Source organism: Pseudomonas sp. MWU12-2029 (assembly GCF_023242425.1).
Classification (GTDB): Bacteria; Pseudomonadota; Gammaproteobacteria; order Pseudomonadales; family Pseudomonadaceae; genus Aquipseudomonas; species Aquipseudomonas kribbensis.
In genome coordinates this window covers 193,942-219,248 of the sequence record NZ_JALJDY010000007.1, presented here as the reverse complement: position 1 = coordinate 219,248, position 25,307 = coordinate 193,942, and the positions used below count along the sequence as shown (strand labels likewise).

Here is a 25,307-nt window from a genome sequence, read left to right as displayed (position 1 = left end):
ACCCGCAAGTTTTTTAGAAGTAGAAGTACAATCACCATTTAACTATCCGTGGTTAAGATAGCGGTCTTGTCGCGGAGAGAAGAAATGCGTTACTCGCAGGATCACAAAGCCCAGACCCACCAGCGCATCATCAAAGAAGCCTCTGCACGATTCCGCAAGGACGGTATCGGGGCCACCGGTTTGCAGCCTTTGATGAAAGCGCTTGGCTTGACCCATGGCGGTTTCTATTCGCACTTCAAGTCCAAGGACGAACTGGTGGAAAAGGCGCTGCAAGAGGCCGGAAATCAGGTTGATGGCCTGTGCGCCGAGCTCTTTGCGCAAGAGCAGCCTCTGGAAGCATTCATAGACACCTACCTTTCCGAATGGCATCAAACCTCCCCTCATGAGGGTTGCCCATTGCTGACCATTTCTTCGGAGCTGGGCCTGCGCGGACAACCCAGCCCCACAAGTGATACGGTGCTCAATGCGCGACTGGCGCAAATTGAAAATACGCTTGAAGGCGAGAACAGTGCCGACCAGGCTATCGTCATCATGTCGACACTGGTCGGAGCACTCCTGCTATCACGCAGTGTCGCTGACAGCGAGTTTGCGCAACGCATTCTCGATGTCGCCCGCGATCACCTCAAGCACTCAAAAGGCTAAGCCTGCCATCGCTTGAACAGAACACTGGCATTTACTCCGCCAAAGCCGAATCCGTTGGACAACGCGTACTCGATCGACATTGACCTTGCTTCGCCATGGACGATGTCCACACCATCGCTTGCAGGATCGGGATGATCGAAGTTGAGCGTCGGCGGCACCCTCTGGTCGCGAATTGCCAACAAAGTGAAAATGGCCTCAACGCCGCCAGCAGCACCGAGCAAATGTCCGATGGAGGACTTGGTCGACGTTACGGCAATCCGGTTTTCCTCGCCGAACACGCTCTTGATGGCCGCCAGCTCGCCAAGGTCGCCAACCGGCGTAGAGGTGGCATGGGCGTTGAGATGCTGCACCTGACCGGGCTCTACTCCTGCCTGCTTCAAGGCCAGGGACATCGCTCTTCGCGCACCATTTCCATCCTCCGGCCCGGCAGTCAGGTGATAGGCATCAGCGCTGGTGCCATACCCGACCAGCTCTGCCAAAGGCTGAGCACCACGCGCCAAGACATGCTCCAGTGATTCGATCACCAGAAGGCCGGCACCCTCACCCATGACAAAACCGTCGCGACCGCTGTCGAAAGGGCGCGAGGCACGCTCGGGAGTATCGTTATAGCCACTGGACAGTGCCCGTGCTGCAGCGAACCCGGCCAGGCTGACCCGATCGATCGCCGCTTCCGCCCCCCCGCACACTGCCACGTCCGCTTCACCTGCTCGAATCAGCCGCGCCGCATCGCCGATCGCCTGAACGCCAGCTGCACAGGCTGTTACCGGAGCGCCAAGCGGCCCTTTGAGGCCATGTTTGATCGACACATGCCCCGCCGCCAGATTGACCAGGAACGAGGGAATGGTGAATGGCGACAGACGTCGCGGGCCACGGGTGTCCGTGGTACGCACTGCATCGGCAATCGCACCGAAGCCGCCGACACCGGAACCGATGATCGTCGCTGTGCGTTCCTGATCCCGGGCTTCGAAGGGTTGCCAGCCAGCCTGCTCCAGCGCTTGCCGAGCCGCTTCCATGGCGAACAGAATGAAGCGGTCCATCTTCTTCTGCTCTTTGGGCGGCGTAGCGCGATCCGGATCAAATCCGGCCTCGGCATCCTCCTCCAGCGTCGGCACCCTGCCACCGACACTTGTTGGTAAATCAGCGCTGACTGCGTCCGGCAGCTTGCTCAAACCCGAGCGCCCGGCGAGCAAACGCTGCCAGACGACTTCGACGCCGCTGCCCAAGGGTGAAACCAGGCCCATGCCCGTCACGACTATTCGACGTTGATCCATATCGCATTACCTCGCTTCGAAAGTCTTACTTGTAGCGGCTGGCAGCCGAACGATGGGACAGGTTCGGCGCCAGGACATGCCGCGCAGCGACGAAGGCCTGCCAGTCAGCTGCATCCGGCAGGGACGGGATCGTGATGAGTTCGCCCTGATCCAGACCGGCCAGCGCTGCATCCACCATCTCGCCGGCTTCCATGACCATTTCAGCAGGAATCCCGCTGGCGTCGATTCCCGAGCGCTCCCAGATTTCCGTGCGGGTGACGCCCGGCAAAACGGCCTGCACCTTGACACCGGTGCCCTGAAGTTCGGCATTGAGCGATTGGGTCAGACTCAGCACGTAGGCCTTACTGGCACTGTAGGTGGCGTTGAAACGCTCAGGAAACAATGCCACTACTGAGGCGATATTGATGATCGTGCCACGACCGGCCCTGGCGAAACTGGCGGCGGCGGCAGAGGAAAGACGCGTGACAGCAGTAATGTTCAGCTGGATCAGCCGTTCCATTTGATCGAGATCTGCATTGGCCAACAGACCGTTGGCGGCCACCCCGGCATTGTTCACCAGCAGGCTGATGCTCGAATCGTCGCGCAGGCGCTGTTCAAGTTTTGACACATCTTCCTTCTGTGTCAGATCCGCTTTGAGGACCTCCACCTGAATGCCATGCGCATCGTGCAACTGAGCCGCTGCGATTTCCAGACGTTCCTGATCACGGGCCACCAACAGCAAATCAAAACCGCGCGCAGCCAGGCGCTCGGCGTAGATTGCACCGATGCCGGATGAAGCGCCGGTGACAAGAGCCGTACCTTGGGATTCAGCGGATTTCATGCCAGTACTCCTGAAAATGCTCGAAATGAAAAAGGCCACTGAGTGGACAAGCGATCAGAGGCGACAATTTATTATAGGCATAATCCTAACGAGATATGATAGCCGTAATTTTTCTCCACCGATGAACGTCCTCCTTACGTTGCTGACCGTTCGCGCACCAACGAAACAAAAAAGGCCGGTCAATGACCGGCCTCATGCTTTCGAAAATCCAGCTTAGTTCACTTCCAGCTTTTCACGATTGCGATCCAGAATTGCCTTGCCAATACCCTTCACTTCAAGCAACTCATCCACTGATGCGAACGGCCCGCTTGTCTCACGATATGCAACAATCGCTTTAGCCTTGGCTTCACCGACCCCGGCCAGTTCCTTCTGCAAGGTTGTCGCGTCTGCTGAGTTGAGATCGATTTTTTCCTTCGAGGAAGGAGCTGCCACCTCCATTACAACGGGGGCCTTTGGTAGTTCAGGAGTGACGACAGGCGCGGCAATCGCGCCAATCGAGGCGCTGGTGAGCAGGGCAAAGATCAGAGAGTAGAAGTATCCGGTACGCATAAAGTGACGCTCCATCATGATTTGAGAAAGCAGCTTTTCCGTAGCTGCTCCCCAAACTTAGGTCACGATGGGCATAAGTCAAAAATGTGTACGTTACAGCATGTGAAACAATCAGGGCTCAAGCCGGCGTTGCTGGAAGATCCAGTCAACGATCTCGCCGTCGGGGGTATAGCCGCTGACGGTTTCACGCAAAAGTTGACGGACACGCGAATAATCGTCTTTTTCGACTGCAACAAGCAGCTCGCTCAATCTGGCCTTCAGCACATCCCATGGGAGGTGATCTTCGTTGGCCGTCATGATCATCGGGTGCGGAGTCGCCGCGACGTTGTCGCCAATCAGCAGTTCTTCGTACAGCTTTTCACCAGGGCGCAAACCGGTGAACTCAATGGAGATATCACCATGTGGATTGCGATCCGAGCGAATACTCAAACCGGAGAGATGAATCATTTTCTCCGCCAGCTCGACGATTCTGACCGGCTCGCCCATATCCAGGACGAAGACATCCCCGCCCTGCCCCATCGAACCGGCCTGGATTACCAGCTGTGCGGCTTCCGGAATGGTCATGAAGTAGCGGGTGATCTTCGGATGAGTGACCGTCAACGGTCCGCCCGACTTGATCTGGCTGTGAAACAACGGAATCACCGAGCCGGACGAACCCAGTACGTTTCCGAAACGCACCATGGTGAAGCGTGTCTTGTTCACTCGGGAGACATTGGAGTTGTCGCCAAACAATACGGGGGCAATCTCACGACTCAAAGCCTGAAGCGTCAGTTCGGCCAGGCGCTTGGTGCTGCCCATGACATTAGTCGGGCGTACGGCCTTGTCGGTCGAAATCAATACGAAGTTCGCTACGCCGGATTTCAGCGCCGCCTGAGCCGTATTGAGGGTGCCGATAACATTATTCAGAACGCCCTCAGCGATATTGTGCTCAACCATCGGCACATGTTTATAAGCTGCCGCGTGGTAAACCGTATCGACCTTCCACGTCTTCATCACGTCGAGCAGCTTGTCCTGATGACGGATCGAGCCGAGGATCGGCAAAAGCCTGACCGGAACGGACTCACGACAGCCACGCTGCTCCAGCTCCGAGAGAATGCTGTAGAGATTGAACTCGCTGTGTTCAAACAACAGCAGCGTGGTCGGCTGCAGGGAAAAGATCTGCCGGCACAGTTCAGAACCGATGGACCCGCCCGCCCCGGTCACCATCACGATCTTGCCTTTGATACAGCGCTCCAGCAGATCAGCCTGAGCAGGCACCGCGTCGCGACCGAGCAAGTCGGCAATATCGACTTCCTGAATGTCTTCGACCTTCACACGACCGCTGGCAAGATCGGTGAAGTTCGGCACGCTGCGCACATGCAGGGGAAAACCTTCAAGCAGGTGCAGAATTTCCCGGCGCCGGGCACGCGTAGATGATGGAAGGGCCAGGAGGATTTCCTGCGCCCCGGTGACATCAATCATCTGTTGGATATGTTTGGGTTTGTAGACCTGCAACCCGGAGATTGCCCGATCGGCGATGCTTGAATCATCATCGATGAATGCAACAGGCCGCATGACCCGCCCCATGCGCAATGCAGCCACCAGCTGGTTACCCGCCACACCAGCACCGTAGATGGCCACCTTCGTCAGACCATCATCGCGATTGGTGAACGGTACGTGTTGGGCAGCATTGAACCAGTCACCCATGAAGTACTGGCGCATCAGCAGGCGCAGCCCACCGATAATGACCAGACTCAACCACCAGTAATTGAAAATGATCGACCGAGGCACAACGGTTTCATGGTTGCTGTACCAATAGACCACCAACGCAAGAATCAACGAAGACAAACTGACCGCTTTGATGATCGCAACAAGCGCATCATTGCCAAAATAACGCATGACGGCACGGTACATGCCGAAGCGAATGAACAAGGGAATAGCCACGACCGGGGCGCAAACGAAGAGCCACAGATGCACCTTTATCGGGTTGACCATCTCATCAACGCCAAGACGCACGATAAACGCCATCCACAGTGCGGCCCAAACAAGGACAATATCCGTCAGCACTTGAATCAACCGTTTTTGCCTGCGGGGCAGCGCCAGCAAAAATACGCGTAGTTTTCCCATATTCCCTCGTACCAATCTGACCTACTCCGTTGGTTGAACCGGCTGACGCATTGTACGGAGTAAAAGATCCGGGTTACAGAAAAAACACTAGCAAAACCCGACCGACAAATCGACACGTGGCCCGTTGCCGTTCGACTGTGCGCGGCTTACAGCTCTGCGTGGGGGCAATCCGGCTTGACAGCAAGTCTTCTGAGGGACGGCATTTTTTGATGCCGTTGATCGGAGAAAAACGCCTGCGGGGAGTTTGCCACCCCGCAGGCGTAGAAATCTTACACATGGAATTGAACAGCCGGGCTATCTTTTCCGAAAAATGAGTAAGCCGCCGACACCCATCAAGTACGCCAGCAATCCGAGAACAGCCAGAAAAACAGCCGAGCGGAAATAAGGCATATTGAACTTTGCCACCGCTTTGTATGTCCCGGCCGGCATCTCCCAGTATCGGAAACCATGAACATCTTTCGCGGTTACCTGTACCCCGTCATTAACCGTCATGGTCCAACCGGGAAAGTAAGTCTCGTTTTCCAGGAAACCAAACCCGGAAGCGGATTTGACGTCATATTCAATCTGATTGGGTTTGTACAACGTGAGCTGCACCCGATCGCTTGTTGCATCTGCACCGCTATTGATAGCTGCAATCGCTTCCTGTGCATCGGGCTGCCCCTTGAAGTAAACCGGCGCCCAGGCCTTTTTGGCAAAATTCAACAAATCAGGATTGCCGACTATGTATCTCTGCCGGAGAAACTGCATTGGACCTGAATAGTCACCAACCATATAAATGCCGGTCAAATAGCCCTGATAGCCAAAGTCCTGACCTGTGAACTCATCGCTGCGCTCTGCGCGCGAATCGACACCCTGAATTCTCTGCGCGAGCAATGGCGCGGGGGTTTGCAATGCGCCGAATTTTTCCGCATGCACACCGGAAATGGAAGGGTTATCCCAATAGGCTTGCCCGTCTTCGACACGTATGAAATCAATCACCTGGATCGAGAAAAACAAGATGAAAACAACGGCCGGATTCAACCTGAATCGATGAACGCACAGCGCCACGATCACCAGAAGCATTGTAACGAGGGAAAAGACAAACGCGTCCTGATTCACCAACAACGGGTCAACGGCGAAGTAGCCCAACACGCCAAAAAGTGCAAACCTGACCAGTCGGTCTTTGACGACACCGACAGGGCTTGCCTTGTACTCCCGATAACCGAGCATGGCGAAATATATGAGCGCCAGGGCGATGAACCCACGATAGTCCGCGCTTGGAAAACGGCTATATCCCAGCGGTGGGAACAACTTGGTAACCGCGTCGAAAAACCACCCTCCCATGCCCATAAACAAAGCGCACACGGCAACGGCCGTCATTCCCACATTGCGCTTGAACACTTTCACGCTCATGAAAAAAATGAACACAAAAGGAATGATCAAGACGTGCAACGAGCGCATCGATACGTCACCCGGCAACCCGGGAAAATCAATTCGCTGAATCAGGCTGAGCAGATTCACCGGGGCGATAAACGTCTTGGCCAGACTACCCGCTTCGGCCGATCGGGCTATCTCCCCCTTCAACATCAGAACCGGAAAGAAGGCCGGCGATGCCATCAGCACCCCACTCATCATGAGCCCTGCGCCAATGATGAAATGTTTCCATGAGCATTCTTTGGCGATAGCCGATGCAAAAATGAACACAAAAGAAATGAAGACGATGCTGATCGAAGATCCCGGGTAACCACCCGTCCACTGAAACAGCAACACAACGGGCAGGATAATCAACGGGAAGGGTTTCACCCCGTTTCGCATAAGGTCGACCAGGCCTGCAAAAATCCACGGCAGGAATGCGAAACTGCGCACGATATCCAGATGTTCAGAATTGCAAAAGAAACCGCCGAACAGGTTGTAGGCAACACTTCCGATTACCGAGGCAAGGACATCCTGGCCCGACTTGCGCAACAGAACGTAAGCGCCAAGCCCGGCAAAAAACACATGCACGACTTGAAAAACAACTGCCGCGTGCAATGTGTAGGGAATATTAAAGATATAGAAAACGTAGTTCGGCGGATAAAACAGGCCGGACTGCATGTTCATCAACAGCGGATAACCCATCCCCTGGAATGGAACCCACGAAGGGAATTGCCCCGCCTGCAAGGAAGTCAGCCAGTAATTCGGTATCGCATGATAAGTCAGGGAGAAGTCCCAAGGAAAAACGCTCTGCCCCAACAGATGATCATAAAAAACATACATATTCAGAAGCGCTAACAAACCAACCACATAAAACCACGTTGGAAGCTTGCCAAGCAGCGCTTTGACATCTCTGGCAAAATGAAACAGAAGCAAGAAAACAGCCGAAACGACAAACCCACACAGCACACTGAGCATTATTCTGATCCGACTCACCTGCTCGGCTGCAAAAGTCATTTCAAGCTCAGGATCATCAGCATTTTCCTGTATACGAATTACAGTTTTCCCAGAAAGATTGTCTATGTTTTCAATCTGGTTAAGGGCCTTGAAGGTCATCGCCCCTGACAAAAAACTCATCCCCAACACCGAGATATCGGTATCGAGCACCTCGATAGTGCCCGGAGAATTCAGCGGATCCCAACGAACTGGAGATGCCTGAATCGAGAGCGGATACGCCAGCCTGTTCTTGCCGGCATTCACAACTCCTTTCACGGAGTTATCTTCGCTGTAGCCATTCCCATCATTAAAAAACAGCTGAGACATTCCAGAAACACTGGAGATCATCTCTATATTTACAACAGGCTTACTGACCGGAGTAAAAAAAACAATAAAACTAAAAAAGACCGTCAGGATCAGGAGACTGCGAAAATATTCTGCAAATGTTTTTTTCTGGAATAGGTCAGAACGGAAAAAAGCATTCATAAACAAAGACAAACTCTTGATTTTTAGGAATCTGGAAAAAAGCGCTTGCAAAATACAGTAGCAGTGTAAAAAAAGCGAGATGCACTGTTCCCTCTGGAGCCTTGCCCATCTACAGCCCTGCACATACTTACCCCTCGTCAAGCCGAGAAAAAAGCAGGCACCCAGAGGCGCAAAGCAGCCGGAAATTCACTTTTTTCGATCCCTGTTTATCGGGCAGGGAACCCGCCGGGCCCATAGCCAATTGTGTAATAAACCTTTGCCCTTTATCATGCGCGCAGCCAAAAATTCTGGATAAACCATGGACGCCAAACAACAAATTCCTCTCTTCTCAGCCGTCGCCGCCAACGCAGGCATCGACTTTTCCGAACCACTCATGCGTGTTGTCAACCGTCACTGGTACATCATGGGTGAGGAGGTTAAAGCGTTCGAGCGCGCATTCGCCCATTACGTTGGCGTAGAGCACTGCATTTCGGTTGCCAATGGTTCCGAGGCACTGGAAATCGCGTTGCTCGGCATGGGAGTGGGTCCTGGCGATCACGTCGTTACCGTCGCTAACGCAGGCTTCTATAGCAGCACCGCAATCAGAGCGGTTGGCGCCATACCTGTTTACGTCGACGTCGACGAGCATTCCCTTACCATGTGCCCCGAGTCGCTGAAGCGAGCATTGGCACAACCGGCGAAGGTTGTCATCGTCACCCATCTTTATGGGCAACTGGCGGCAATCCAGGAACTCGCATCGATCGCCCGGGAATCTGGCGCTGCGGTACTGGAGGATTGCGCCCAGTCGCATGGTGCTCGCTCGGAACAAGGCCAATGCGGCTCCTTCGGAGACCTGGCCTGCTTCAGCTTCTACCCGACCAAAAACCTCGGAGCCCTGGGTGACGGCGGCGCGATTGTTACCTCATCGCCAGAGATTGCCGAACGCTTGCTGAAGCTACGGCAATATGGCTGGGCGACCAAATATCATGTCACCGTACCGTTGGGACGCAACAGCCGCCTGGATGAAATGCAGGCTGCAATATTGCGCGTAAAGCTACCTCTGCTCGACCAATGGAACGCGGAACGTCGGGACATCGCCAAAAAATATTGCGAAGCTTTTAAAGCGCTGCCGGTAAAACTGCCTGCCAGCCTGGATCGTGACTTTGTCGCACACCTGTTCGTGTTGCGTGTTGAAAACAGAGATGCCTTTACCCAGTACTTGAAAGAGCAAGGCGTCAGCACCGACATTCACTACCCTGTTCCCGATCACTGGCAAACAGCCTACAAGTTGAATGACACTTTTGATCTACCAGTTACTGAAACCGCAAGTTCAAAACTCGTTTCACTCCCGTGCTTCCCGGGTTTGACGACTGAACAGGTAAACCGTGTTATCGAAGTTGTCTGCAACTTCTTCAAACAGGGGGTTTAGGGTGTTATCGCTTGTAATTCCAGTTTACCGCAACGAAGAATCGATCCCTTCGTTGCTACAGGCCATAGATGATCTTAATGTTCAACTACAGGGTGAACTGGAAGTAGTATTTGTTGTAGACGGCAGCCCTGACAAGTCATTCGAACTGCTGCGAGAGAGCCTGCCAATGCGCCAGTTCTCTTCGCAGCTGGTCCTTTTGTCGAAGAACTTCGGGTCGTTCATGGCGATTCGTACCGGGCTTCAGCATGCGAAAGGTCGCACATTTGCGGTAATGGCTGCAGACCTGCAGGAGCCACCGAGCCTCGTACTGACAATGAATAAGGTTCTGAACAATGAACCTGTCGATGTCGTTGTGGGTGTACGTGAAAGCCGGGAGGACCCATTTCTCTCCAAGCTTGCTTCGAAGACGTTCTGGGGCTTGTATAAGCGCTATGTCATTCCGGAAATGCCAGCTGGCGGTGTAGACATGTTTGGCTGCAACCTGGCGTTTCGCGACAACCTCCTGAAACTCGAAGAACGGCACAGCTCGCTGATTGCACAAATTTTCTGGCTGGGATTCCGTCGAGAAGTCGTCCTCTACTCTCGCGTGGCCAGGGAGCATGGAAAATCGGCATGGACACTCAGGAAGAAAATCAACTACCTGATGGACAGCGTGTTTTCCTTCACTGATCTGCCAATCCGCTTGTTGATCAGGGTCGGCGCCGCGGGTTCGATTTTTTCGTCGCTATATGGCATCAGTGTCATTTTTTCGAAACTGGCGGGCCTTATTGAAGTACCGGGCTACGCGATGACGCTATTCATGATCACGCTTCTTGGCAGCCTCAATTTATTAGGCCTCGGCGTTGTAGGTTCGTATGCCTGGCGAACCTATGAAAATACAAAAGGACGCCCATTGGCGATTCCGATGAAAGTCCTTGAGTTTGGAGTCAACAAATGACCGATTCACGTAATTTTTTTGTTCACGAGCAGGCTATCTGCGAGTCCCGGAACATCGGCGCAGGTTCGCGAATCTGGGCATTTGCACATGTACTTCCCAATGCAAGAATCGGTAAAGACTGCAACATTTGCGATCACGTTTTTGTTGAGAACGATGTCGAAATCGGGGACCAAGTGACGCTTAAATGCGGCGTGCAGGTGTGGGACGGAATTACCATCGAGGATAAAGTGTTTGTCGGGCCGAACGTTACGTTCACCAATGACAAATTCCCTCGCAGCAAGGTTTACCCGACCGAATTTACCAGGACTATCATCAGGAAAGGTGCCTCGCTCGGTGCAAACTCCACTATTTTGCCAGGCATAACAATCGGCTCGGCAGCAATGGTTGGCGCGGGCTCGGTCGTTACCAAATCAGTTCCGCCCAACGCGATCGTTGTAGGAAACCCCGCGAAGATCATTGGCTATGTTGACGCGAAAGCAACCAGCACGACGACCGTCGAAAGCCCGAGCAACGTTGGCAAATCCGAGGTTTATCCTTGCGGCGTAACGCTGCATCGCATGCGTGAAGCCGTTGATATTCGGGGCAGCCTCAGTGTCGGCGAGTTCGAACGGGACATTCCCTTCTCGGTGAAACGTTACTTCCTCGTTTCCAACGTCCCGACAGCTGAAACTCGCGGCGAACACGCCCATCGCGAATGCCATCAGTTTCTGATCGCCGTCAAAGGGACCGTTCACGTTGTCGCTGACAACGGCACGAACAGACAAGAATTCGTTCTTGACTCACATACTCTCGGTTTGTTTCTGCCTGCAATGACCTGGGGCATCCAGTACAAATACTCGGCTGACGCAGTATTGCTGGTATTCACCTCCGATTATTATGACCCCGAAGATTATATCCGCGATTACGACCAGTTCCTGCTGGAAAAAAACCGCACCGGGCAAGCTTGAAGTGAACCTGAAAAAACTGAGCGAGATAAAGTTTTTCCGTTTTCTGCTGACCGGCGGCTTCAACACCGCCGTCACCTACGGGCTTTATCTGATCCTGTTAAACTTTTTTGCCTACACAACCAGTTACTCGATCAGCTACCTATGCGGGATCTTGTTGGCGTTTCTTCTAAGTCGATACGTCGTCTTCAAAGAGCACCAAGGCATAAAGTCGGTGGTTTTTTTCCCGCTGATCTACGTCGCGCAGTACCTGTTCGGCTTATTGGTAGTCTGGTTTTGGGTTCGGATTCTATCGCTACCGGAATTTCTGGCACCACTGGCTGCGATCGTCCTGTCACTGCCCCTTACCTACACATTAAGCAAGCTCGTTTTTACAAAACCAAAACGATCCGAATCCTGAGGCCCGATCACGTGCAAGACTGATCGCTCATCCTCACCAACAAAAAAAGGAGCAGCCCCATAAGGGCCTGCTCCTTTTTTACGTCTTCAGATCGACGGTGAGGGCTCCAGCAGCTCTATCGCAATCAATGCTGCCGATGCATCCCGCAAGAAAACGCTCTCCGACAACGCGCTCAACGGTGAGTCAAGCGCGATTCGCCCTGGATATCAGACGGGCTGCAGCGGCTTACCCGCAACAGCTTCAATCCGCCCTTTTGCACTGGCAACAGCGATATCGTAGGCGCCATGCAGCAATGCATGACGCTCGGCACGTACGTTTTGATCAGCAGGTGTACGGAACAATGACGTCGTTTTTGCTACGTAACGGAAGTTTCCTTCAAAGCCGTAGCACAACCATAGACTCCAGTCTTCCAGCTGATCCAGTTCAAGATCAAAACCGCCCCAGCGCGAGTACAGCTCTTTCTTGAACAGAATGGATTGAATCGGGATGAAGTTATGGCGCCGCATCACTTCATAATCCCACTCCTGATGAAAGACAGCCGGGGTATGGAACAACTCTTCCACGTAAGACGTTTTGTCTTCATTGACGTGTGTCGTTACCTCGAACGCCAGACTGTAGGCGGCATCGATTGAAGTATCGGCATTGAGACATTGCATCAACGTTTCAACATGGTCGCAGAACAATAGGTCATCGTCATCCAGGAACATGAAATAAGCGCCGCTGGCATTTGCCATTGCAGCGTTACCGACACCCGAGCGGCCTATCTTTTCATTTGCCAGGAATCGCACGGAAACGTGTGCAGGAGCAACTTCTGCCAGCGATTCCACGAGGGCGCGTTGAGTATCTCCACCGTCTTCCGCGACCAAAAGCTCGATGTTCGGATACGTTTGATTGAACACACTCTGCATGGCTTGCTTCAAGAACATGCCACGACCTCTATAGGTTCGCGTGATGACCGTTACTTTGGGGATTGCCGCTGCCTCAGAAACAGCTTCGGCTGACCAGAACGCCCCCTCTCTTATCAGCTCATAGTCATATCCCCGGAACGGGAATTTCACGGAAGCAGGCCCTTTACCCTTCAAGAAATGGGGAATGTTCCTTAGAAGCTTGGGAACATTCTGCCGCAGCATTTTCTTTGAACCAGGAAATTGCGACGGGTATATAAACAGGGCGGCATACAGAACGAAGGCAATGACGCGATCGGAAAAAGAACCGTAGCGCAGTCGAATGTATGTGTTGCCCAGCACACTGCCGGCAAACTGCAGCGGCTTGACCTCTCCTGCCTCTTCATAGGTATGGTGAAGCACGGTCGCACCAGGAAGATACTTCAACGAGTAACCAAAGGAGCGTAACCGATAAGAAAGCTCTACGTCTTCGCCATACATGAAAATCGCATGATCATAACCACCGCTGCGCAGATAAGCTTCACGCTTGAGCAAAACACAGGCATGGGACGACCAGTTCGTTTCAAGCGTAACCGGGTCATAATACTTTGGATGCTCATACGGGATTTGACGAAATTCCCAACTTGCCGCCGACGTACTCTGATCATTAACCGCCGCAGTAACAGCCTTGACGATGGAATCAGGAAGAAACTCAAGATCGAGATTGACGATCAGGCAATAGTCCGCAGTGCCTTTTCGAATGGCGCGATCGTGGCCTGCACCAAAACCAAGGTTTTGCTGACGAATCACTTCCGCACTGGCAAATCTGCTTGCCTCTTTGCTCAAATACTCTTCGAACAATGCAACCGTGTTATCGGAAGAACCGTTATCAACCACTCTCAGGTGGATCTTTGAAAGCGGATAGTTTTGCGCCTCGATCGAGGCTACAAAGTTGGCAACCCACCGGGCACTATTATAAGCAACGACCGAGATATCAATCTCTGGAAAATCCTCGATCTTTTTGAATACGTCAGCCCGGCCATTTTCAACAAAGCGATTATTGGACAGCGCATTCAAGGCCAGAAGATTATCAGCCGAGAATGTCTTGTCCTGAATAATCTGCGCGAGTCTCATTTTTCTGTAGAGATAAAAAGACCAGACGAACTTCAGGCCCGGAATTCTCAGATAAATGGCACGCGCCACACCTCTCAGCGTCAGTCTGGGTCTGCGCACAAATGCACGGGCCAGATCTTTCGCTCTTGAAACCTTACGCCGAAAACCGCGCAGCGGTCGGGTCAACGTCCAGGACTTGCTGGTGACAATCTCCTGAAACTGTTGATCGAGATCACTCAGCTGCAGTTGCAGGTCGGCATTGGCACGCTCGAGCGTTTGATTATCAAACTGAACCACACTGTTTCGCGCCGAGAGTTGCTGCAACTCCGCATGGAGCTCACCTGCCCACACGTCGGAACGGAAGATATAGGCGCTTGCCACCGGGTCAGCGAGGACAAGGGAGAACGCAGCTGCTCGCTCCATCGGTAGCGGCGGGACTGGCTGAATCGTGGAGAATTCAACGGCTACGCGGCTGATTCCGCAGGCAAGGGCCGCCCGCCTTGCAAAACCCTGCCAACCCTCATCGCCGTGCGAAAATTCCAAATCCTGAAACCGCCCCACATAATCAGCCGGAATCATGAGGTGCCATGAGGCATCGGTGCTCAACGAGGCAAACATCTGGAACTGACTGGCATCTGTCATTTCCCGCACCTCTACCAATTCCAGGAGAGGGGTTCCACGGGCATCATCGAAGTTTTCGATCAACGCGCTCAGTGCACGGACACATACTTCTTGCGGATTTTTGACAAAGGACCAGTAACGGGTTTTCAACGAGGTCGCAACGAAACTTTCCAGCCCGTTTTCTTTGTAAAAGGAAACGGCCAACGCGCCAGCAAATTTCCCGAACAACTTTTCAGGCAACACCCACTCGATTGCCGCACTACTTGCCAGCCCTGAAAGAGCGGCATGCAGCGCCGAGACTTCCGACTCAACGACGTTTTCCGGAAAAACCAGCGAAACGGAAACGCTCATCGAGCTGACGTCATCCTGAGTTTCGACGGTTAGGCTATCGTCTGGCACATAAGCGCGCACAAACTGATATACGTCACTGGCCGGATCAAGAATGGCCTTTAACTTTCTCAGGTCGCGACCGATGCCGACATCCCTGTTCAAGAGAACTGAAGGCTGTTTTGAGAATTGCTCACTGAATTCGAGATGATAGTCACGAGCAGCCACTTCTCTCCAGCCGTTCTTTCGAGTGACTTCAGACAGGTTTTTCTCTGTGTACACAACTGTGTGCGTCTTATCCAACAACCCCGTATCCAGATAATCGTAGTCGCCTGCCAACAGATTGATAGCGACGTCGATATGGGAAGAGTTCGGAACGGAGATTACCAGCGACACTTTCTGTTCGGGAGAAAATGCTTCTTTGATACGACTCAACAGTGCACAGTCATAATCGAGATGTTCAATAACATCCAGAATGGAAATTGTGACAGTCGAATACTTTTCGCAGAGCGATGCCAGCTGAGCGACGACCGCATCGTGATCTCTCAGGTCCAACTCATAAGCTTCGACACCATGGCTTTGCAGGGTACTTACGCTTTCCTGGTTGGCATCAAAACCTATGTATCTGACACCTCCATTTTCGATCTGACGAGCAATCGCCGCGTAGCCACACCCCAAGTCGATATGTATGGCACCGGCACTGGAGCATTTCCGTACAAGATCAACTGCACAGGCATAAACGCTGACAGGCTCATACGAAAAATTGTACTTTTTATCCATTTTTCTGCAACTCGATATCAATCATGGGAATCCCGACCAATCCTGTAGACACACTAGTGCTGTGGGACTTGAAGGCGATTGCGTCGTGAACCCAACTATGAATAACGTGATTGTCCTGAGTACCGTTTGCGATCGCCACACCGATTGTGTAGTCGCCAGCGGGCATCATCGGCATTCTGAATTTGAACGTGGCCGCAAAGTCACTGCCACTGCTGACGCTTACAGCGTCATCGACATAGGTAAGGTAGGTGTTGTCACCGAACAGATGCTGACCATTTTTATCCTTGACCAGGAAACCCACAATCGGTTGATCCAACTCAATTTCCGCGTGAATTTTAACCACAAGTGCAACCAGTTCTCCGCCAACAAACCACGAGATCGGTGCACCGGATTCACTGCCAAGATAGACGTCAACAACATGGGCCTTGCTCAGGCCGAATTTTTCCCCGGTGTCGGAGAACCTGAAAACTTCCAGGTCATTTCTGATCACCGATGCATTGATAAAATCCTGACGAACATCCCGGTAATCCTCGACTGCACGGACTGCATGGACCTTGGTTTCCGCTACCGCCTGGGTCGAACCGGACGAAGCGTAATATTCCGCGAGATAGGACTGACAAACAGTCTTGGAGTCGCTGTAGGCTTTGCGATCTCCGGCCTGCAGCCAGACTGCACGCTCACAGAGACTCATGACGCTATTCGTGTCGTGAGTTACGAACAGGATTGTTCCGCGTTTTTTGAATTCCGCGAGAAAACGCATGCATTTTTGCGTGAAGAATATGTCTCCGACGGCCAGTGCTTCATCGATGACCAAGATATCGGCATCAACGTTGGCGATGACTGCGAATGCAAGGCGCACATACATGCCGCTCGAGTAAGTCTTGACGGGCTGTTCGATGAATTCGCCGATCTCTGCAAACTCCAGAATCGCGTCATATCGTGCGTCAATCTCACTTTTACTCAGGCCAAGAATGCCGGCGTTCATATAGACGTTTTCGCGGCCACTGAACTCCGGATTGAAACCGGAGCCGAGTTCCAGCAACGCCGCGATACGCCCGGACGTCGTCACACTGCCACTGGTCGGCTGGAGCGTGCCACAGATCATTTGCAGAAGGGTCGATTTGCCGCTGCCATTACGGCCGATAATCCCGACGGTCTCACCCTTTCGCACTTCGAACGAAACATCTTTAAGTGCCCAGAACTCCCGGAAGTACTGTTTCGCAGCTTGCCCCATGGCGCGCTGCAAAGGGGGCATCACAAACTGCTTGAGACGATCACGAGGCTGTTCATAAATTTGATAGCACTTACTCAAGTTTTCGACTTTTATAGAAATTTCAGAGGACATCAGCAAACCCCTTACGCGTCTTCTGGAACCAGGCAAAGCCTAACCATGCAACGAATACAGTGACGATCAAATAAAGCCCAAGCATGGCGAAGTCCGGAGCCTTGCCCCAATAGAGAGCGTCCCGAGTCTGCTCGATCACGGGCGTCATCGGATTCAGATAAAGCAATCCGCGATAACGCTCAGGCAATGCAGTGACCGGATAGAAGATTGGCGAAAGGAACATCAGCGTACTGGTGACAATACCGACGAACTGCGCGGCATCACGCAGGTAAACGCCCAACGATGCCAAAGCCCAGCTCAATCCCATGATGAAGAAAATCAAGGGGAGCAGGATCAGTGGCAAGAACAGTGCCGTCGCGTGCGGGATGCCAAAAAAGATGACATAAGCCAGCATCCAGACAGCAAGGCTGATAGCACCATGAAAAAGTGCAGAGCCCAAATTGACCCATGGAAGAATTTCCAGAGGAAAAACGACCTTTTTCACATAGTTCGGGTTGCCGAGGATTAATCCGGGAGCACGGTTCACGCATTCGGCAAACAGGCTGAAAACCATCAGTCCGGCGAAGAGAATCAGGGCGAACTCGGTTTTGGAGTCACTGCCGGTTCCCCAGCGGGCCTTGAAAATAACGCTGAACACAAATGTATACACAACCAGCATAAACAACGGGTTCAGAAAGGACCAAAGAATCCCCATGAACGAGCCACGATAGCGACCGAGAACATCCCGCTGTACAAACGACTTGATCAGGTTTCTATGCCGCCAGAGGCTTGCGATCATTTCCCTGGGACTTGCTGAAAAATTTTGCATCAAGCAAACACCTTACAAATAAAAATTCCTGAACGACTCATAACATCTTCCCTACGTGATGACCTTTCTGATGTATCAATTTCTAGAGCCCGCAGCGCCCTGGCTTTCAGCATCGACGGACTGTGCGCCCGGTCGAGCCACGAGCGTTTGATCGGTTGAGGGTGCCAGCTCTTTCGGTTTGAATTTCAACGCTCTTTTTTCAATCAAATGCCAAGAGCAATATCCCAGGGCCAACGAAATCAAAATCGTGACCGAAAGATAAGTACCGAAAGAGATATCCGGATATTTAAGCAAGACAGCCTGCTGTACCGGGAAAGCATAGATGTAGACTCCGTAGGAGCAGTCACCCACTTTATTGACAAAACTGCCCAGCCAACTACTGGACAATCCATACGCCAACACGATGTAGGGCACGGTAATCCATGGCAGGACATTGGTGAATTCGGGATAAGGCGCAAGCAAAATGGTCGCCATCAGCATTACAAAAACACCTGACAGGCTAAGCCAGCGCTCCAGGCGAAATTTTGCAAAACAGGCACCGATCATGAAATAGACACCGGTCAGGAATACTTGCCGGATATCGGTTCCGTAGATCACCACCATGGGGGCATCCCGCCAGCACCAGAACACCACCACCGCCGCGAACAGCGCCGTGACCGCGGCATAGACCAGGCGTCCCCCCTTGAACAGCATGCCCAGCCCCATGACCACCAGATACATGAAGAACTCGACAGGCAGGCTCCACAACGAGCCATTCACGGCGCCAGGGACCTTTGACTGTTCAAATACACCTGGTAAAGAAAACACCGGCTTCAGAATGATGTTCTTCAGATAACCGGTAAAGTACGGGTGCAAAAAGTATTCTTTCAAACTGAGCGTCGAGAAAATCGGTCCGAGCAAAAGCATGCTGACCAACACGACAACGATCAGGGCTGGAAATATTCTTAAAGCCCGCTTCATCAGAAAATCGCGAGGCACCGGATTGGAACCCCAGCTTTTCGTAATCAAATAACCGCTGATTACAAAAAATATATCGATCCCAAGGCCGCCATAGGAACTAAGCCCCAAAAAGCCGACGGCCGGCTTTCCGTAGAACATGAAAGAGTGCGCATAAAGAACCATCAGCGCGGCGATAAGCCGTAACAAATTTAAATTATTGTCTTTATGCAGCATTTCCTGCTCCCGAGCCAATCAACTTCGCATGTATCGAAGAGCATGCGTATACAAACTATAAATGAAACCTGGCGGACGCCTTTCAAGCTCAAGCGCTGGCGCCCCGCTCCCCCGCTGACGGCTGCGAATCATATCATCATCTGCAACCTTTCATTGCCGAACCCGCTCACCGCCCTCCGCTATCTCCTGGCTCGTGGACCACACGACAAAGGCGCTGATCATTGGCTGCCTGGATCATCGGGATTTAGCCAGCAAACGCGAGAGGGAGTCATGAAGGAGGCGACTATTTTGATACCTCTTCCCGCTTGCCCGCATGGTACAGACAGGCCAGCACAACCAGAGGACAGTAGGCGATCGCCACGCCGACCAATGCGGGGACGAGGCCCATTCCCACTGCTATCGACAGAGGAAGCAGCCACACAACGTTGATGCCGATAACGGCGAACACCACAGCCTTATGGCTTTGGTGTTGCCGGGATGCGTATTGATAGGCGTGACTACGGTGAGCCTGATAGACCTTGTCACCGTTGATCAAACGTCGGCACAGCGTCCACGTCGCATCGACGATGAATACGCCCAGTAGAATCACCCAGCTCCAGAGCAACTCGGGCGCCGACCAAGCGGCATGCAGACTGAGCACCCCCAGCACGAACCCCAGGAACCCGCTTCCCGCATCCCCCATGAAAATACGGGCAGGTGGAAAATTCCAGCATAAGAACCCACCGACCGCGGCGGCCAGCGCGAGCGCGACCCACGTGAAATCGAGGTGCCCCGTCAAACCATATACCAGGCAGACGCCGACGCAGGCGCAGATGGCCTCGACACTGGCAATTCCATCGATACCATCCATGAAATTGTAAAGATTGAGCATCCAGACCAGATAAATCAACGCCAGTACCGTACCCGCGATACCGAGATCAATCGCTGCCCCAAAAAATGCTACGGGAGCCATACCTCCAAGCCAGAACAGCGCCCATGCGGCCGCAGCGAAATGCCCCAGCAGCCTCCACCGCGCTGCGATATGTCCGTGATCATCGGCGAAGCCCAATACCGCAACCAAAATGCCGGCACCTGACAGTGCATACATCAACGCCGGACTCATCAGGCCCGAGAGAGTCATGAACGGTAAAGCGGCGAGGAAGGTGACAACAATTGCCACCCCTCCTCCGCGAGGCGTTGGGACAGTATGAGAACTGCGCTCATTCGGCACATCCATCAGGCTTTTTGCCAATGCATATCGACGCAAAATCAATGTCAACATCCAGGAAGCCAGGAATACCGCGAGCAGCTGCCAGCAAAAAATCATTTCGATTGCTCTTTAAAATAGTGGCACGCAGTCTTGAGCATGGCTTCATCGACGTTAACGGGCGGCCTCCAGTCCAATAGTTCGCGAGTCTTTTGAGTATCAACTTGCAGCGACCCGCAAATTCGTTGAGCGAGCGCACGCCTGCCCAATACCGAGGCCACGGTCACCAGCAACCACTGCGGAAACTTTAACAATCGCGGCTTTTTCCCGAGCGCACGGGCCAGGCGCTGCAAGAGCCCCGTTGTGGACAAGTCCTCGCCATCGCTGACCAGAAAAGTTTCGCCCGCAGCTTTCGAGTGGCTGATACAAGTAATGATCAAATCCACCAGATTGCCAATGGCGACAAGGCTTCGTTGATTGGAGATCGCCCCCAATGGCAGCGGTACGCCCCTGTCCAGCCAACGCATCATGCTGAGAAAGTTGGCTTTGACGCCCGGCCCGTAGACCAGCGGTGGACGAATGATGACAACTTCCATACCGGTTTCCCGACTGAGCTGCTTCAATCGTTCTTCAGCTTCGTATTTGGATACACCATAAGCATCGGACGGCGCCGGCGTGTCATCTGCCTTGAACGGTTTGCCCTCGGCAGTACTTTCGCCATTGACCTTGATTGAGCTTATGAAGATGAAGCGCTTTACACCCGAGTCGGCAGCGTGCCGTGCCAACCTGAGAGTGCCTTCAACGTTGATCTTGCGAAACTCCGCCAATGCGTCTGTTGCTGTTTCTTTCATGACGTGCACACGGGCCGCGGCATGAATAACAACGTCGACGGCAACAAGCGAAGGCAAGTTTGCCGAGTCGGCAAGATCGAAAGAGACAGCCGGACATAATCCGTTCAGCCGGGTTGAACCCCGCGCTGCCGCAATCGGGGAATAGCGCTTGCTCAGCAATAAACTGAAAACCACGGCTTCCCCGACAAATCCATTGGCGCCCGTCACCAGTACTCGAAGAGCGCTCATGAATGCTTATTCCCCAACAAGGCAGTTGCCCAGCAGATACAAAAGAAAAAGATTTTATCCCGGACACGGCGCCGACACTTCCACGCACTGAATGACAACTTCATCAATTGCCGACGTCGCAGCTGCAGCCAGCCTTTCACAAACGGGTCATCGCCCTGCCCGACCAACAAGGTGATCATGCGCACCTGTGCGAACCACCACCCGTCATGAATGGTTTTGTAGCGTGAAACCAACGAGCTCAACCCTGTGTTGGCGCCAACCTGATTGCTTTCATGTTGACGGTACTCCATGGTGGGTTGCGGATCGATATGCCAACGAAAACCATGGCTCCGGGCATACGCATAGAAGTACCAATCGTGCAGGCTGACTTTCTGCAATTCCTGCCAATGATTGAGCATCGATTTTTTCAGGGTTTGAGAAAATCGCTTATTGAATACATAAGTGCAACCCGGCCCGGCAGCCTCGAACAGGAAGTCCCATGCGACCTGGGGTTGTGCCTTGTCCAGAAGGGAAGTTTTACCGTCCGGCCAAAAAGCCGTTACGTTGCTTGAGTACGCTTCAATCTGACGAGATTGAATCGCAGTGATTGCTCGCTGCAGTTTTTCAATGTGCCAGACATCGTCCTGATCGGAAAACGCTACGAAATCATAAGGCTCGAAATCCACATCACGCATCAATCGAAAGAAATTGCGTGATGCTCCGCCGAACTTCCCTGCGTCAGGAAGCAGCGTGACACAGGGATGATCGACCGCGTAAGCCGCACACCAGGCCTGCGTACCATCAGTAGAGCGATCGACGCTGATATAAACAGCTACGTCGACGCCCGACTGGTTAAGAATCGAATCAAGTTGCTCTTCGATCCACTGCATTCCATTGTAGGCAGCCAGCAAAACTGCAACCTTGGGAGATCTGACTGGCATGCCTTTCCTGTTTGCATGATGGTTACGCTAATGGCAACAGACAACACTCTGATCAGCGAGCGCTCATGTCCAAAAGCTTTCTCAAATACTGTCCATAACCGGTTTTTTTCAGGGCGTCTGCCTGAGCTTCCAGTTCGGCGGAGGTGATCCAGCCGTTGTGATAGGCAATTTCTTCCAGGCAGGCGACTTTCAAGCCTTGACGCTGCTCGATGGTATGAACGAAGTGACTGGCCTCCAGCAACGAGTCGTGAGTGCCGGTATCCAGCCAGGCAAAACCACGGCCCAGCATTTCGACGTTGAGTGTCTTGCGTTCGAGGTACGCACGATTCACGTCGGTAATTTCCAGCTCACCACGCTCCGAAGGCTTGATGTTTTTAGCGATCTCGACAACATCGTTATCGTAGAAATACAGGCCTGTTACCGCATAGTTGGATTTTGGCTTCAGTGGTTTTTCTTCGATGCTCAGCGCGCGCCCGTTCTGGTCAAACTCGACGACCCCAAAGCGCTCCGGGTCGGAGACGTGGTAGCCGAAAACGGTAGCCCCCTGCTGCTGGGAGCTGGCAGAACGCAAGTTGTCCGAGAAGTGCTGACCGTAGAAGATGTTGTCGCCCAGAATCAGGCAGCATGGGTCCTGACCGATGAACTCTTCACCGATGATGAACGCTTGCGCCAGGCCATCCGGGCTCGGTTGTTCGGCATAAGTGAGCTTGATGCCGTACAGACTGCCATCGCCCAGCAGCTTGCGGAAACACGGCAGATCATCCGGAGTGGAAATAATCAGGATTTCGCGCATTCCCGCCAGCATCAGCACCGAAAGCGGATAGAAAATCATCGGCTTGTCGTAAATCGGCAACATTTGCTTGGAGACACCCAGAGTCAACGGGTGCAGGCGCGTACCCGAACCACCAGCGAGGATGATGCCTTTACGATTTGTCGTGGTCATTTGTTCAAAACTTCCCTAAGCATTCGGGTTACACCACTTTGCCAATCCGGCAAGTGTAGAGAAAAATTATCGCGCAGCTTCTGAGTATTCAAACGTGAATTCAGCGGCCGACGCGCGGGGGTCGGATAAGCAGTGGTATCGATCGGATTCACAGCCTGTACGGCAAGCTGTTCGCCATTGGCCTTGGCAAATGCAATCACGTGACTGGCATAGCCATGCCAGGACACTTCACCGCTGGCTGCCAGGTGATACACCCCCGATAGTTCCGGGCGCTGAAAGGCCTGGCGAATGGCCAACGCGGTGACGTCCGCAATCAGGTCCGCACCGGTTGGCGCGCCGATCTGATCGGCGATCACGTTCAGGCTTTCGCGATCAGCAGCAAGACGCAACATGGTCTTGGCAAAGTTGTTGCCGCGCGCACCATATACCCAGCTCGTGCGGAAAATCAGATGCTTGCAACCCGACGCGGTGATGAGCTGTTCGCCGGCCAGTTTGCTCGCACCATATGCGTTGACCGGCGCTACGCTGTCCGACTCCTGCCAAGGCGTGGCACCTTCCCCACTGAAGACATAGTCGGTCGAGTAGTGAACCAGCCAGGCGCCAAGGAGTGCAGCCTCTTCAGCCAGAACACCGCTCGCCTGAGCATTGACGCGCGCTGCCAGCTCGACTTCAGACTCGGCCTTGTCAACGGCGGTGTAAGCCGCTGCGTTGACAATGACATCAGGCTTTATCTGGCGGATCGTCGAACGCAAACCCTCAAGATTCGATAAATCACCACTCAATCCATCGATCGAATGGCGATCCAGCGCAATCAGCTCGCCAAGTGGTGCCAGAGAGCGCTGCAACTCCCAGCCGACCTGGCCGTTCTTACCCAGCAGGAGGATTTTCATGCCTTGTTTGAACGATCCGCATAATTTTGATCAATCCACTGCTGGTAACTGCCGCTCTTCACGTGAGCGACCCAGTCAGCATTGTTCAAGTACCATTCAACAGTCTTGCGAATGCCGGTTTCGAATGTTTCTTCCGGAGTCCAGCCCAGCTCGCGCTGAATCTTGCTTGCATCGATCGCATAGCGCTGGTCGTGACCAGGACGGTCCTGAACGTAAGTGATCAGGCTTGCATGAGGGCGATGCGCCGAGTCTGGACGCAGTTCATCGAGCAATGCGCACAGAGTGTTCACTACTTCAATGTTCTGTTTTTCGTTATGGCCGCCAATGTTGTATGTCTCGCCAACGACGCCTTCGGTCACGACTTTGTACAACGCACGGGCGTGGTCTTCGACATACAGCCAGTCGCGAACCTGATTGCCTTTGCCGTAAACCGGCAGAGGTTTGCCTTCCAGCGCATTGAGAATGATCAGCGGAATCAATTTCTCAGGGAAGTGGCAAGGGCCGTAGTTGTTCGAGCAGTTGGTCACCAATGTCGGCAGGCCATAAGTGCGAGCCCAGGCGCGAACGAGGTGATCGGAGCTGGCCTTGCTGGCCGAGTAAGGCGAGCTTGGCTGATAAGGCGTCGTTTCGGTGAAAAGGTCTTCCGGGCCTTCAAGATCACCGTAAACTTCGTCGGTCGAAATATGATGGAAACGGAAGTTGGCTTTACGCACATCATCCAATGCCGCCCAATAGTGGCGTGCAGCTTCCAGCAGAGTGTAAGTACCGATGATGTTGGTCTGAATGAACTCGGACGGGCCACTGATCGAGCGATCGACATGAGATTCCGCAGCCAGGTGCATGATGGCATCTGGTTGATGCTCACGCAAAACACGGTCGATCTGTTCACGATCGCAGATATCGACGCGTTCGAATGCATAGCGCGAATTACCGCTGACTTCAGCCAGCGACTCGAGGTTACCGGCATACGTCAGCTTGTCGACGTTGATCACTGCGTCGTTGGTATTGGAAATGATGTGACGGATGACTGCCGAGCCGATGAAGCCTGCGCCGCCGGTTACTAGAATTTTCACGCGAAACCATACCCTTGAGCTGCGGACAGTGACACTACAAGCACTGTCAATCCATGAACGCAGAAGCTTAAGAATGAAGCTTCTGTCAAAGTCAGTCTAAATCGATGTGGGAATAGGCCACTATCAAACAAGGGACGCATTTTACAGCTTAATGAAGCTTTTACTAATGGATATAGTCAGGCAGAGGCGCAATTTCGACAGACGCCATGCGCCT

The 25,307-nt window shown here is 53.0% G+C and carries 20 protein-coding genes; 5 read left to right on the top strand and 15 right to left on the bottom strand.

Features of this window, described 5'->3' with window-relative positions:
- Positions 1 to 84: 84 nt before the first annotated feature.
- Positions 85 to 642 carry a TetR/AcrR family transcriptional regulator gene (locus M5B44_RS19180; RefSeq protein WP_248740180.1) on the top strand — a complete coding sequence of 186 codons (558 nt, stop codon included), beginning with the start codon at positions 85 to 87 and terminating at the stop codon, positions 640 to 642.
- Here M5B44_RS19180 and fabF read toward each other — a convergent pair.
- The 5 genes from fabF to M5B44_RS19155 all read right to left on the bottom strand — a co-directional run bounded on the left by fabF (position 639) and on the right by M5B44_RS19155 (position 8,262).
- Positions 639 to 1,913, bottom strand: a complete 1,275-nt coding sequence (fabF, locus tag M5B44_RS19175) for a beta-ketoacyl-ACP synthase II (protein WP_248740179.1) — start codon at positions 1,911 to 1,913, stop codon at positions 639 to 641. The two genes, M5B44_RS19180 and fabF, sit on opposite strands and share 4 nt — an antisense overlap.
- A 25-nt stretch (positions 1,914 to 1,938) precedes the next feature.
- A complete protein-coding gene (locus tag M5B44_RS19170) occupies positions 1,939 to 2,733 on the bottom strand; it encodes an SDR family NAD(P)-dependent oxidoreductase (RefSeq protein WP_248740178.1) in 795 nt (264 codons plus the stop codon).
- A gap of 213 nt (positions 2,734 to 2,946) precedes the next feature.
- Positions 2,947 to 3,282: a ComEA family DNA-binding protein gene (locus tag M5B44_RS19165; RefSeq protein ID WP_248740177.1), complete on the bottom strand. Its 336-nt coding sequence runs from the start codon at positions 3,280 to 3,282 to the stop codon at positions 2,947 to 2,949.
- A gap of 111 nt (positions 3,283 to 3,393) precedes the next feature.
- Positions 3,394 to 5,388, bottom strand: coding sequence for a polysaccharide biosynthesis protein (locus M5B44_RS19160; protein ID WP_248740176.1), 1,995 nt, complete (start codon positions 5,386 to 5,388; stop codon positions 3,394 to 3,396).
- 294 nt (positions 5,389 to 5,682) lie between these two features.
- A complete protein-coding gene (locus M5B44_RS19155; RefSeq protein ID WP_248740175.1) occupies positions 5,683 to 8,262 on the bottom strand; it encodes a hypothetical protein in 2,580 nt (859 codons plus the stop codon).
- Positions 8,263 to 8,560: 298 nt separating this feature from the next.
- Between M5B44_RS19155 and M5B44_RS19150 the strand changes: the two genes are divergently transcribed.
- The 4 genes from M5B44_RS19150 to M5B44_RS19135 are packed head-to-tail and all read left to right on the top strand — an operon-like array spanning position 8,561 to position 11,951.
- The gene (locus tag M5B44_RS19150; RefSeq protein WP_248740174.1) at positions 8,561 to 9,670 is read left to right on the top strand and encodes a DegT/DnrJ/EryC1/StrS family aminotransferase; all 1,110 of its coding nucleotides are present in this window, start codon (positions 8,561 to 8,563) and stop codon (positions 9,668 to 9,670) included.
- 1 nt (position 9,671) lies between these two features.
- Complete coding sequence (locus tag M5B44_RS19145; protein ID WP_134827691.1) at positions 9,672 to 10,607, top strand: glycosyltransferase family 2 protein; 936 nt, start codon at positions 9,672 to 9,674, stop codon at positions 10,605 to 10,607.
- Positions 10,604 to 11,554: a WxcM-like domain-containing protein gene (locus tag M5B44_RS19140; protein WP_248740173.1), complete on the top strand. Its 951-nt coding sequence runs from the start codon at positions 10,604 to 10,606 to the stop codon at positions 11,552 to 11,554. Before M5B44_RS19145 ends, M5B44_RS19140 begins: the two co-directional genes overlap by 4 nt.
- Position 11,555: 1 nt before the next feature.
- Positions 11,556 to 11,951, top strand: coding sequence for a GtrA family protein (locus M5B44_RS19135; protein WP_225739916.1), 396 nt, complete (start codon positions 11,556 to 11,558; stop codon positions 11,949 to 11,951).
- A 206-nt stretch (positions 11,952 to 12,157) separates the two neighbouring features.
- On the opposite strand, the gene M5B44_RS19130 is transcribed toward M5B44_RS19135, so the two are convergent.
- The 10 genes from M5B44_RS19130 to rfbB form a co-directional block, all read right to left on the bottom strand.
- On the bottom strand, positions 12,158 to 15,676 hold the full coding sequence (locus tag M5B44_RS19130) for a glycosyltransferase (protein WP_248740172.1): 3,519 nt from the start codon (positions 15,674 to 15,676) through the stop codon (positions 12,158 to 12,160).
- The gene (locus tag M5B44_RS19125; protein WP_134827695.1) at positions 15,669 to 17,021 is read right to left on the bottom strand and encodes an ABC transporter ATP-binding protein; all 1,353 of its coding nucleotides are present in this window, start codon (positions 17,019 to 17,021) and stop codon (positions 15,669 to 15,671) included. The genes M5B44_RS19130 and M5B44_RS19125 overlap by 8 nt, the downstream gene beginning before the upstream one ends.
- Positions 17,011 to 17,829, bottom strand: a complete 819-nt coding sequence (locus M5B44_RS19120) for an ABC transporter permease (protein ID WP_134827696.1) — start codon at positions 17,827 to 17,829, stop codon at positions 17,011 to 17,013. Before M5B44_RS19120 ends, M5B44_RS19125 begins: the two co-directional genes overlap by 11 nt.
- A gap of 75 nt (positions 17,830 to 17,904) precedes the next feature.
- Positions 17,905 to 19,002 (bottom strand): acyltransferase family protein, encoded by a 1,098-nt coding sequence (locus tag M5B44_RS19115; RefSeq protein ID WP_248740171.1) that lies wholly within the window; start codon positions 19,000 to 19,002, stop codon positions 17,905 to 17,907.
- Between the two features lie 283 nt (positions 19,003 to 19,285).
- Complete coding sequence (locus M5B44_RS19110) at positions 19,286 to 20,308, bottom strand: MraY family glycosyltransferase (protein WP_248740170.1); 1,023 nt, start codon at positions 20,306 to 20,308, stop codon at positions 19,286 to 19,288.
- Entirely contained in the window at positions 20,305 to 21,267 is a 963-nt protein-coding gene (locus tag M5B44_RS19105; protein WP_248740169.1) for a UDP-glucose 4-epimerase family protein, read from the bottom strand. Before M5B44_RS19105 ends, M5B44_RS19110 begins: the two co-directional genes overlap by 4 nt.
- A complete protein-coding gene (locus M5B44_RS19100) occupies positions 21,264 to 22,187 on the bottom strand; it encodes a glycosyltransferase (protein ID WP_248740168.1) in 924 nt (307 codons plus the stop codon). Before M5B44_RS19100 ends, M5B44_RS19105 begins: the two co-directional genes overlap by 4 nt.
- 52 nt (positions 22,188 to 22,239) lie before the next feature.
- Positions 22,240 to 23,130 carry a glucose-1-phosphate thymidylyltransferase RfbA gene (gene rfbA / locus M5B44_RS19095; protein WP_248740167.1) on the bottom strand — a complete coding sequence of 297 codons (891 nt, stop codon included), beginning with the start codon at positions 23,128 to 23,130 and terminating at the stop codon, positions 22,240 to 22,242.
- On the bottom strand, positions 23,127 to 24,020 hold the full coding sequence (gene rfbD / locus M5B44_RS19090; protein WP_248740166.1) for a dTDP-4-dehydrorhamnose reductase: 894 nt from the start codon (positions 24,018 to 24,020) through the stop codon (positions 23,127 to 23,129). The genes rfbA and rfbD overlap by 4 nt, the downstream gene beginning before the upstream one ends.
- The gene (gene rfbB / locus M5B44_RS19085; RefSeq protein ID WP_248740165.1) at positions 24,017 to 25,093 is read right to left on the bottom strand and encodes a dTDP-glucose 4,6-dehydratase; all 1,077 of its coding nucleotides are present in this window, start codon (positions 25,091 to 25,093) and stop codon (positions 24,017 to 24,019) included. Before rfbB ends, rfbD begins: the two co-directional genes overlap by 4 nt.
- Positions 25,094 to 25,307: the final 214 nt, after the last annotated feature.

What these genes read in the sequence shown, in the direction of transcription:
- M5B44_RS19180 (WP_248740180.1), top strand. Translation starts at nt 85, where the DNA reads ATGCGTTACTCGCAGGATCACAAAGCCCAGACCCACCAGCGCATCATC.
- fabF (WP_248740179.1), bottom strand. Translation starts at nt 1,913, where the DNA reads ATGGATCAACGTCGAATAGTCGTGACGGGCATGGGCCTGGTTTCACCC.
- M5B44_RS19170 (WP_248740178.1), bottom strand. Translation starts at nt 2,733, where the DNA reads ATGAAATCCGCTGAATCCCAAGGTACGGCTCTTGTCACCGGCGCTTCA.
- M5B44_RS19165 (WP_248740177.1), bottom strand. Translation starts at nt 3,282, where the DNA reads ATGCGTACCGGATACTTCTACTCTCTGATCTTTGCCCTGCTCACCAGC.
- M5B44_RS19160 (WP_248740176.1), bottom strand. Translation starts at nt 5,388, where the DNA reads ATGGGAAAACTACGCGTATTTTTGCTGGCGCTGCCCCGCAGGCAAAAA.
- M5B44_RS19155 (WP_248740175.1), bottom strand. Translation starts at nt 8,262, where the DNA reads ATGAATGCTTTTTTCCGTTCTGACCTATTCCAGAAAAAAACATTTGCA.
- M5B44_RS19150 (WP_248740174.1), top strand. Translation starts at nt 8,561, where the DNA reads ATGGACGCCAAACAACAAATTCCTCTCTTCTCAGCCGTCGCCGCCAAC.
- M5B44_RS19140 (WP_248740173.1), top strand. Translation starts at nt 10,604, where the DNA reads ATGACCGATTCACGTAATTTTTTTGTTCACGAGCAGGCTATCTGCGAG.
- M5B44_RS19130 (WP_248740172.1), bottom strand. Translation starts at nt 15,676, where the DNA reads ATGGATAAAAAGTACAATTTTTCGTATGAGCCTGTCAGCGTTTATGCC.
- M5B44_RS19125 (WP_134827695.1), bottom strand. Translation starts at nt 17,021, where the DNA reads ATGTCCTCTGAAATTTCTATAAAAGTCGAAAACTTGAGTAAGTGCTAT.
- M5B44_RS19120 (WP_134827696.1), bottom strand. Translation starts at nt 17,829, where the DNA reads ATGCAAAATTTTTCAGCAAGTCCCAGGGAAATGATCGCAAGCCTCTGG.
- M5B44_RS19115 (WP_248740171.1), bottom strand. Translation starts at nt 19,002, where the DNA reads ATGCTGCATAAAGACAATAATTTAAATTTGTTACGGCTTATCGCCGCG.
- M5B44_RS19110 (WP_248740170.1), bottom strand. Translation starts at nt 20,308, where the DNA reads ATGATTTTTTGCTGGCAGCTGCTCGCGGTATTCCTGGCTTCCTGGATG.
- M5B44_RS19105 (WP_248740169.1), bottom strand. Translation starts at nt 21,267, where the DNA reads ATGAGCGCTCTTCGAGTACTGGTGACGGGCGCCAATGGATTTGTCGGG.
- M5B44_RS19100 (WP_248740168.1), bottom strand. Translation starts at nt 22,187, where the DNA reads ATGCCAGTCAGATCTCCCAAGGTTGCAGTTTTGCTGGCTGCCTACAAT.
- rfbA (WP_248740167.1), bottom strand. Translation starts at nt 23,130, where the DNA reads ATGACCACGACAAATCGTAAAGGCATCATCCTCGCTGGTGGTTCGGGT.
- rfbD (WP_248740166.1), bottom strand. Translation starts at nt 24,020, where the DNA reads ATGAAAATCCTCCTGCTGGGTAAGAACGGCCAGGTCGGCTGGGAGTTG.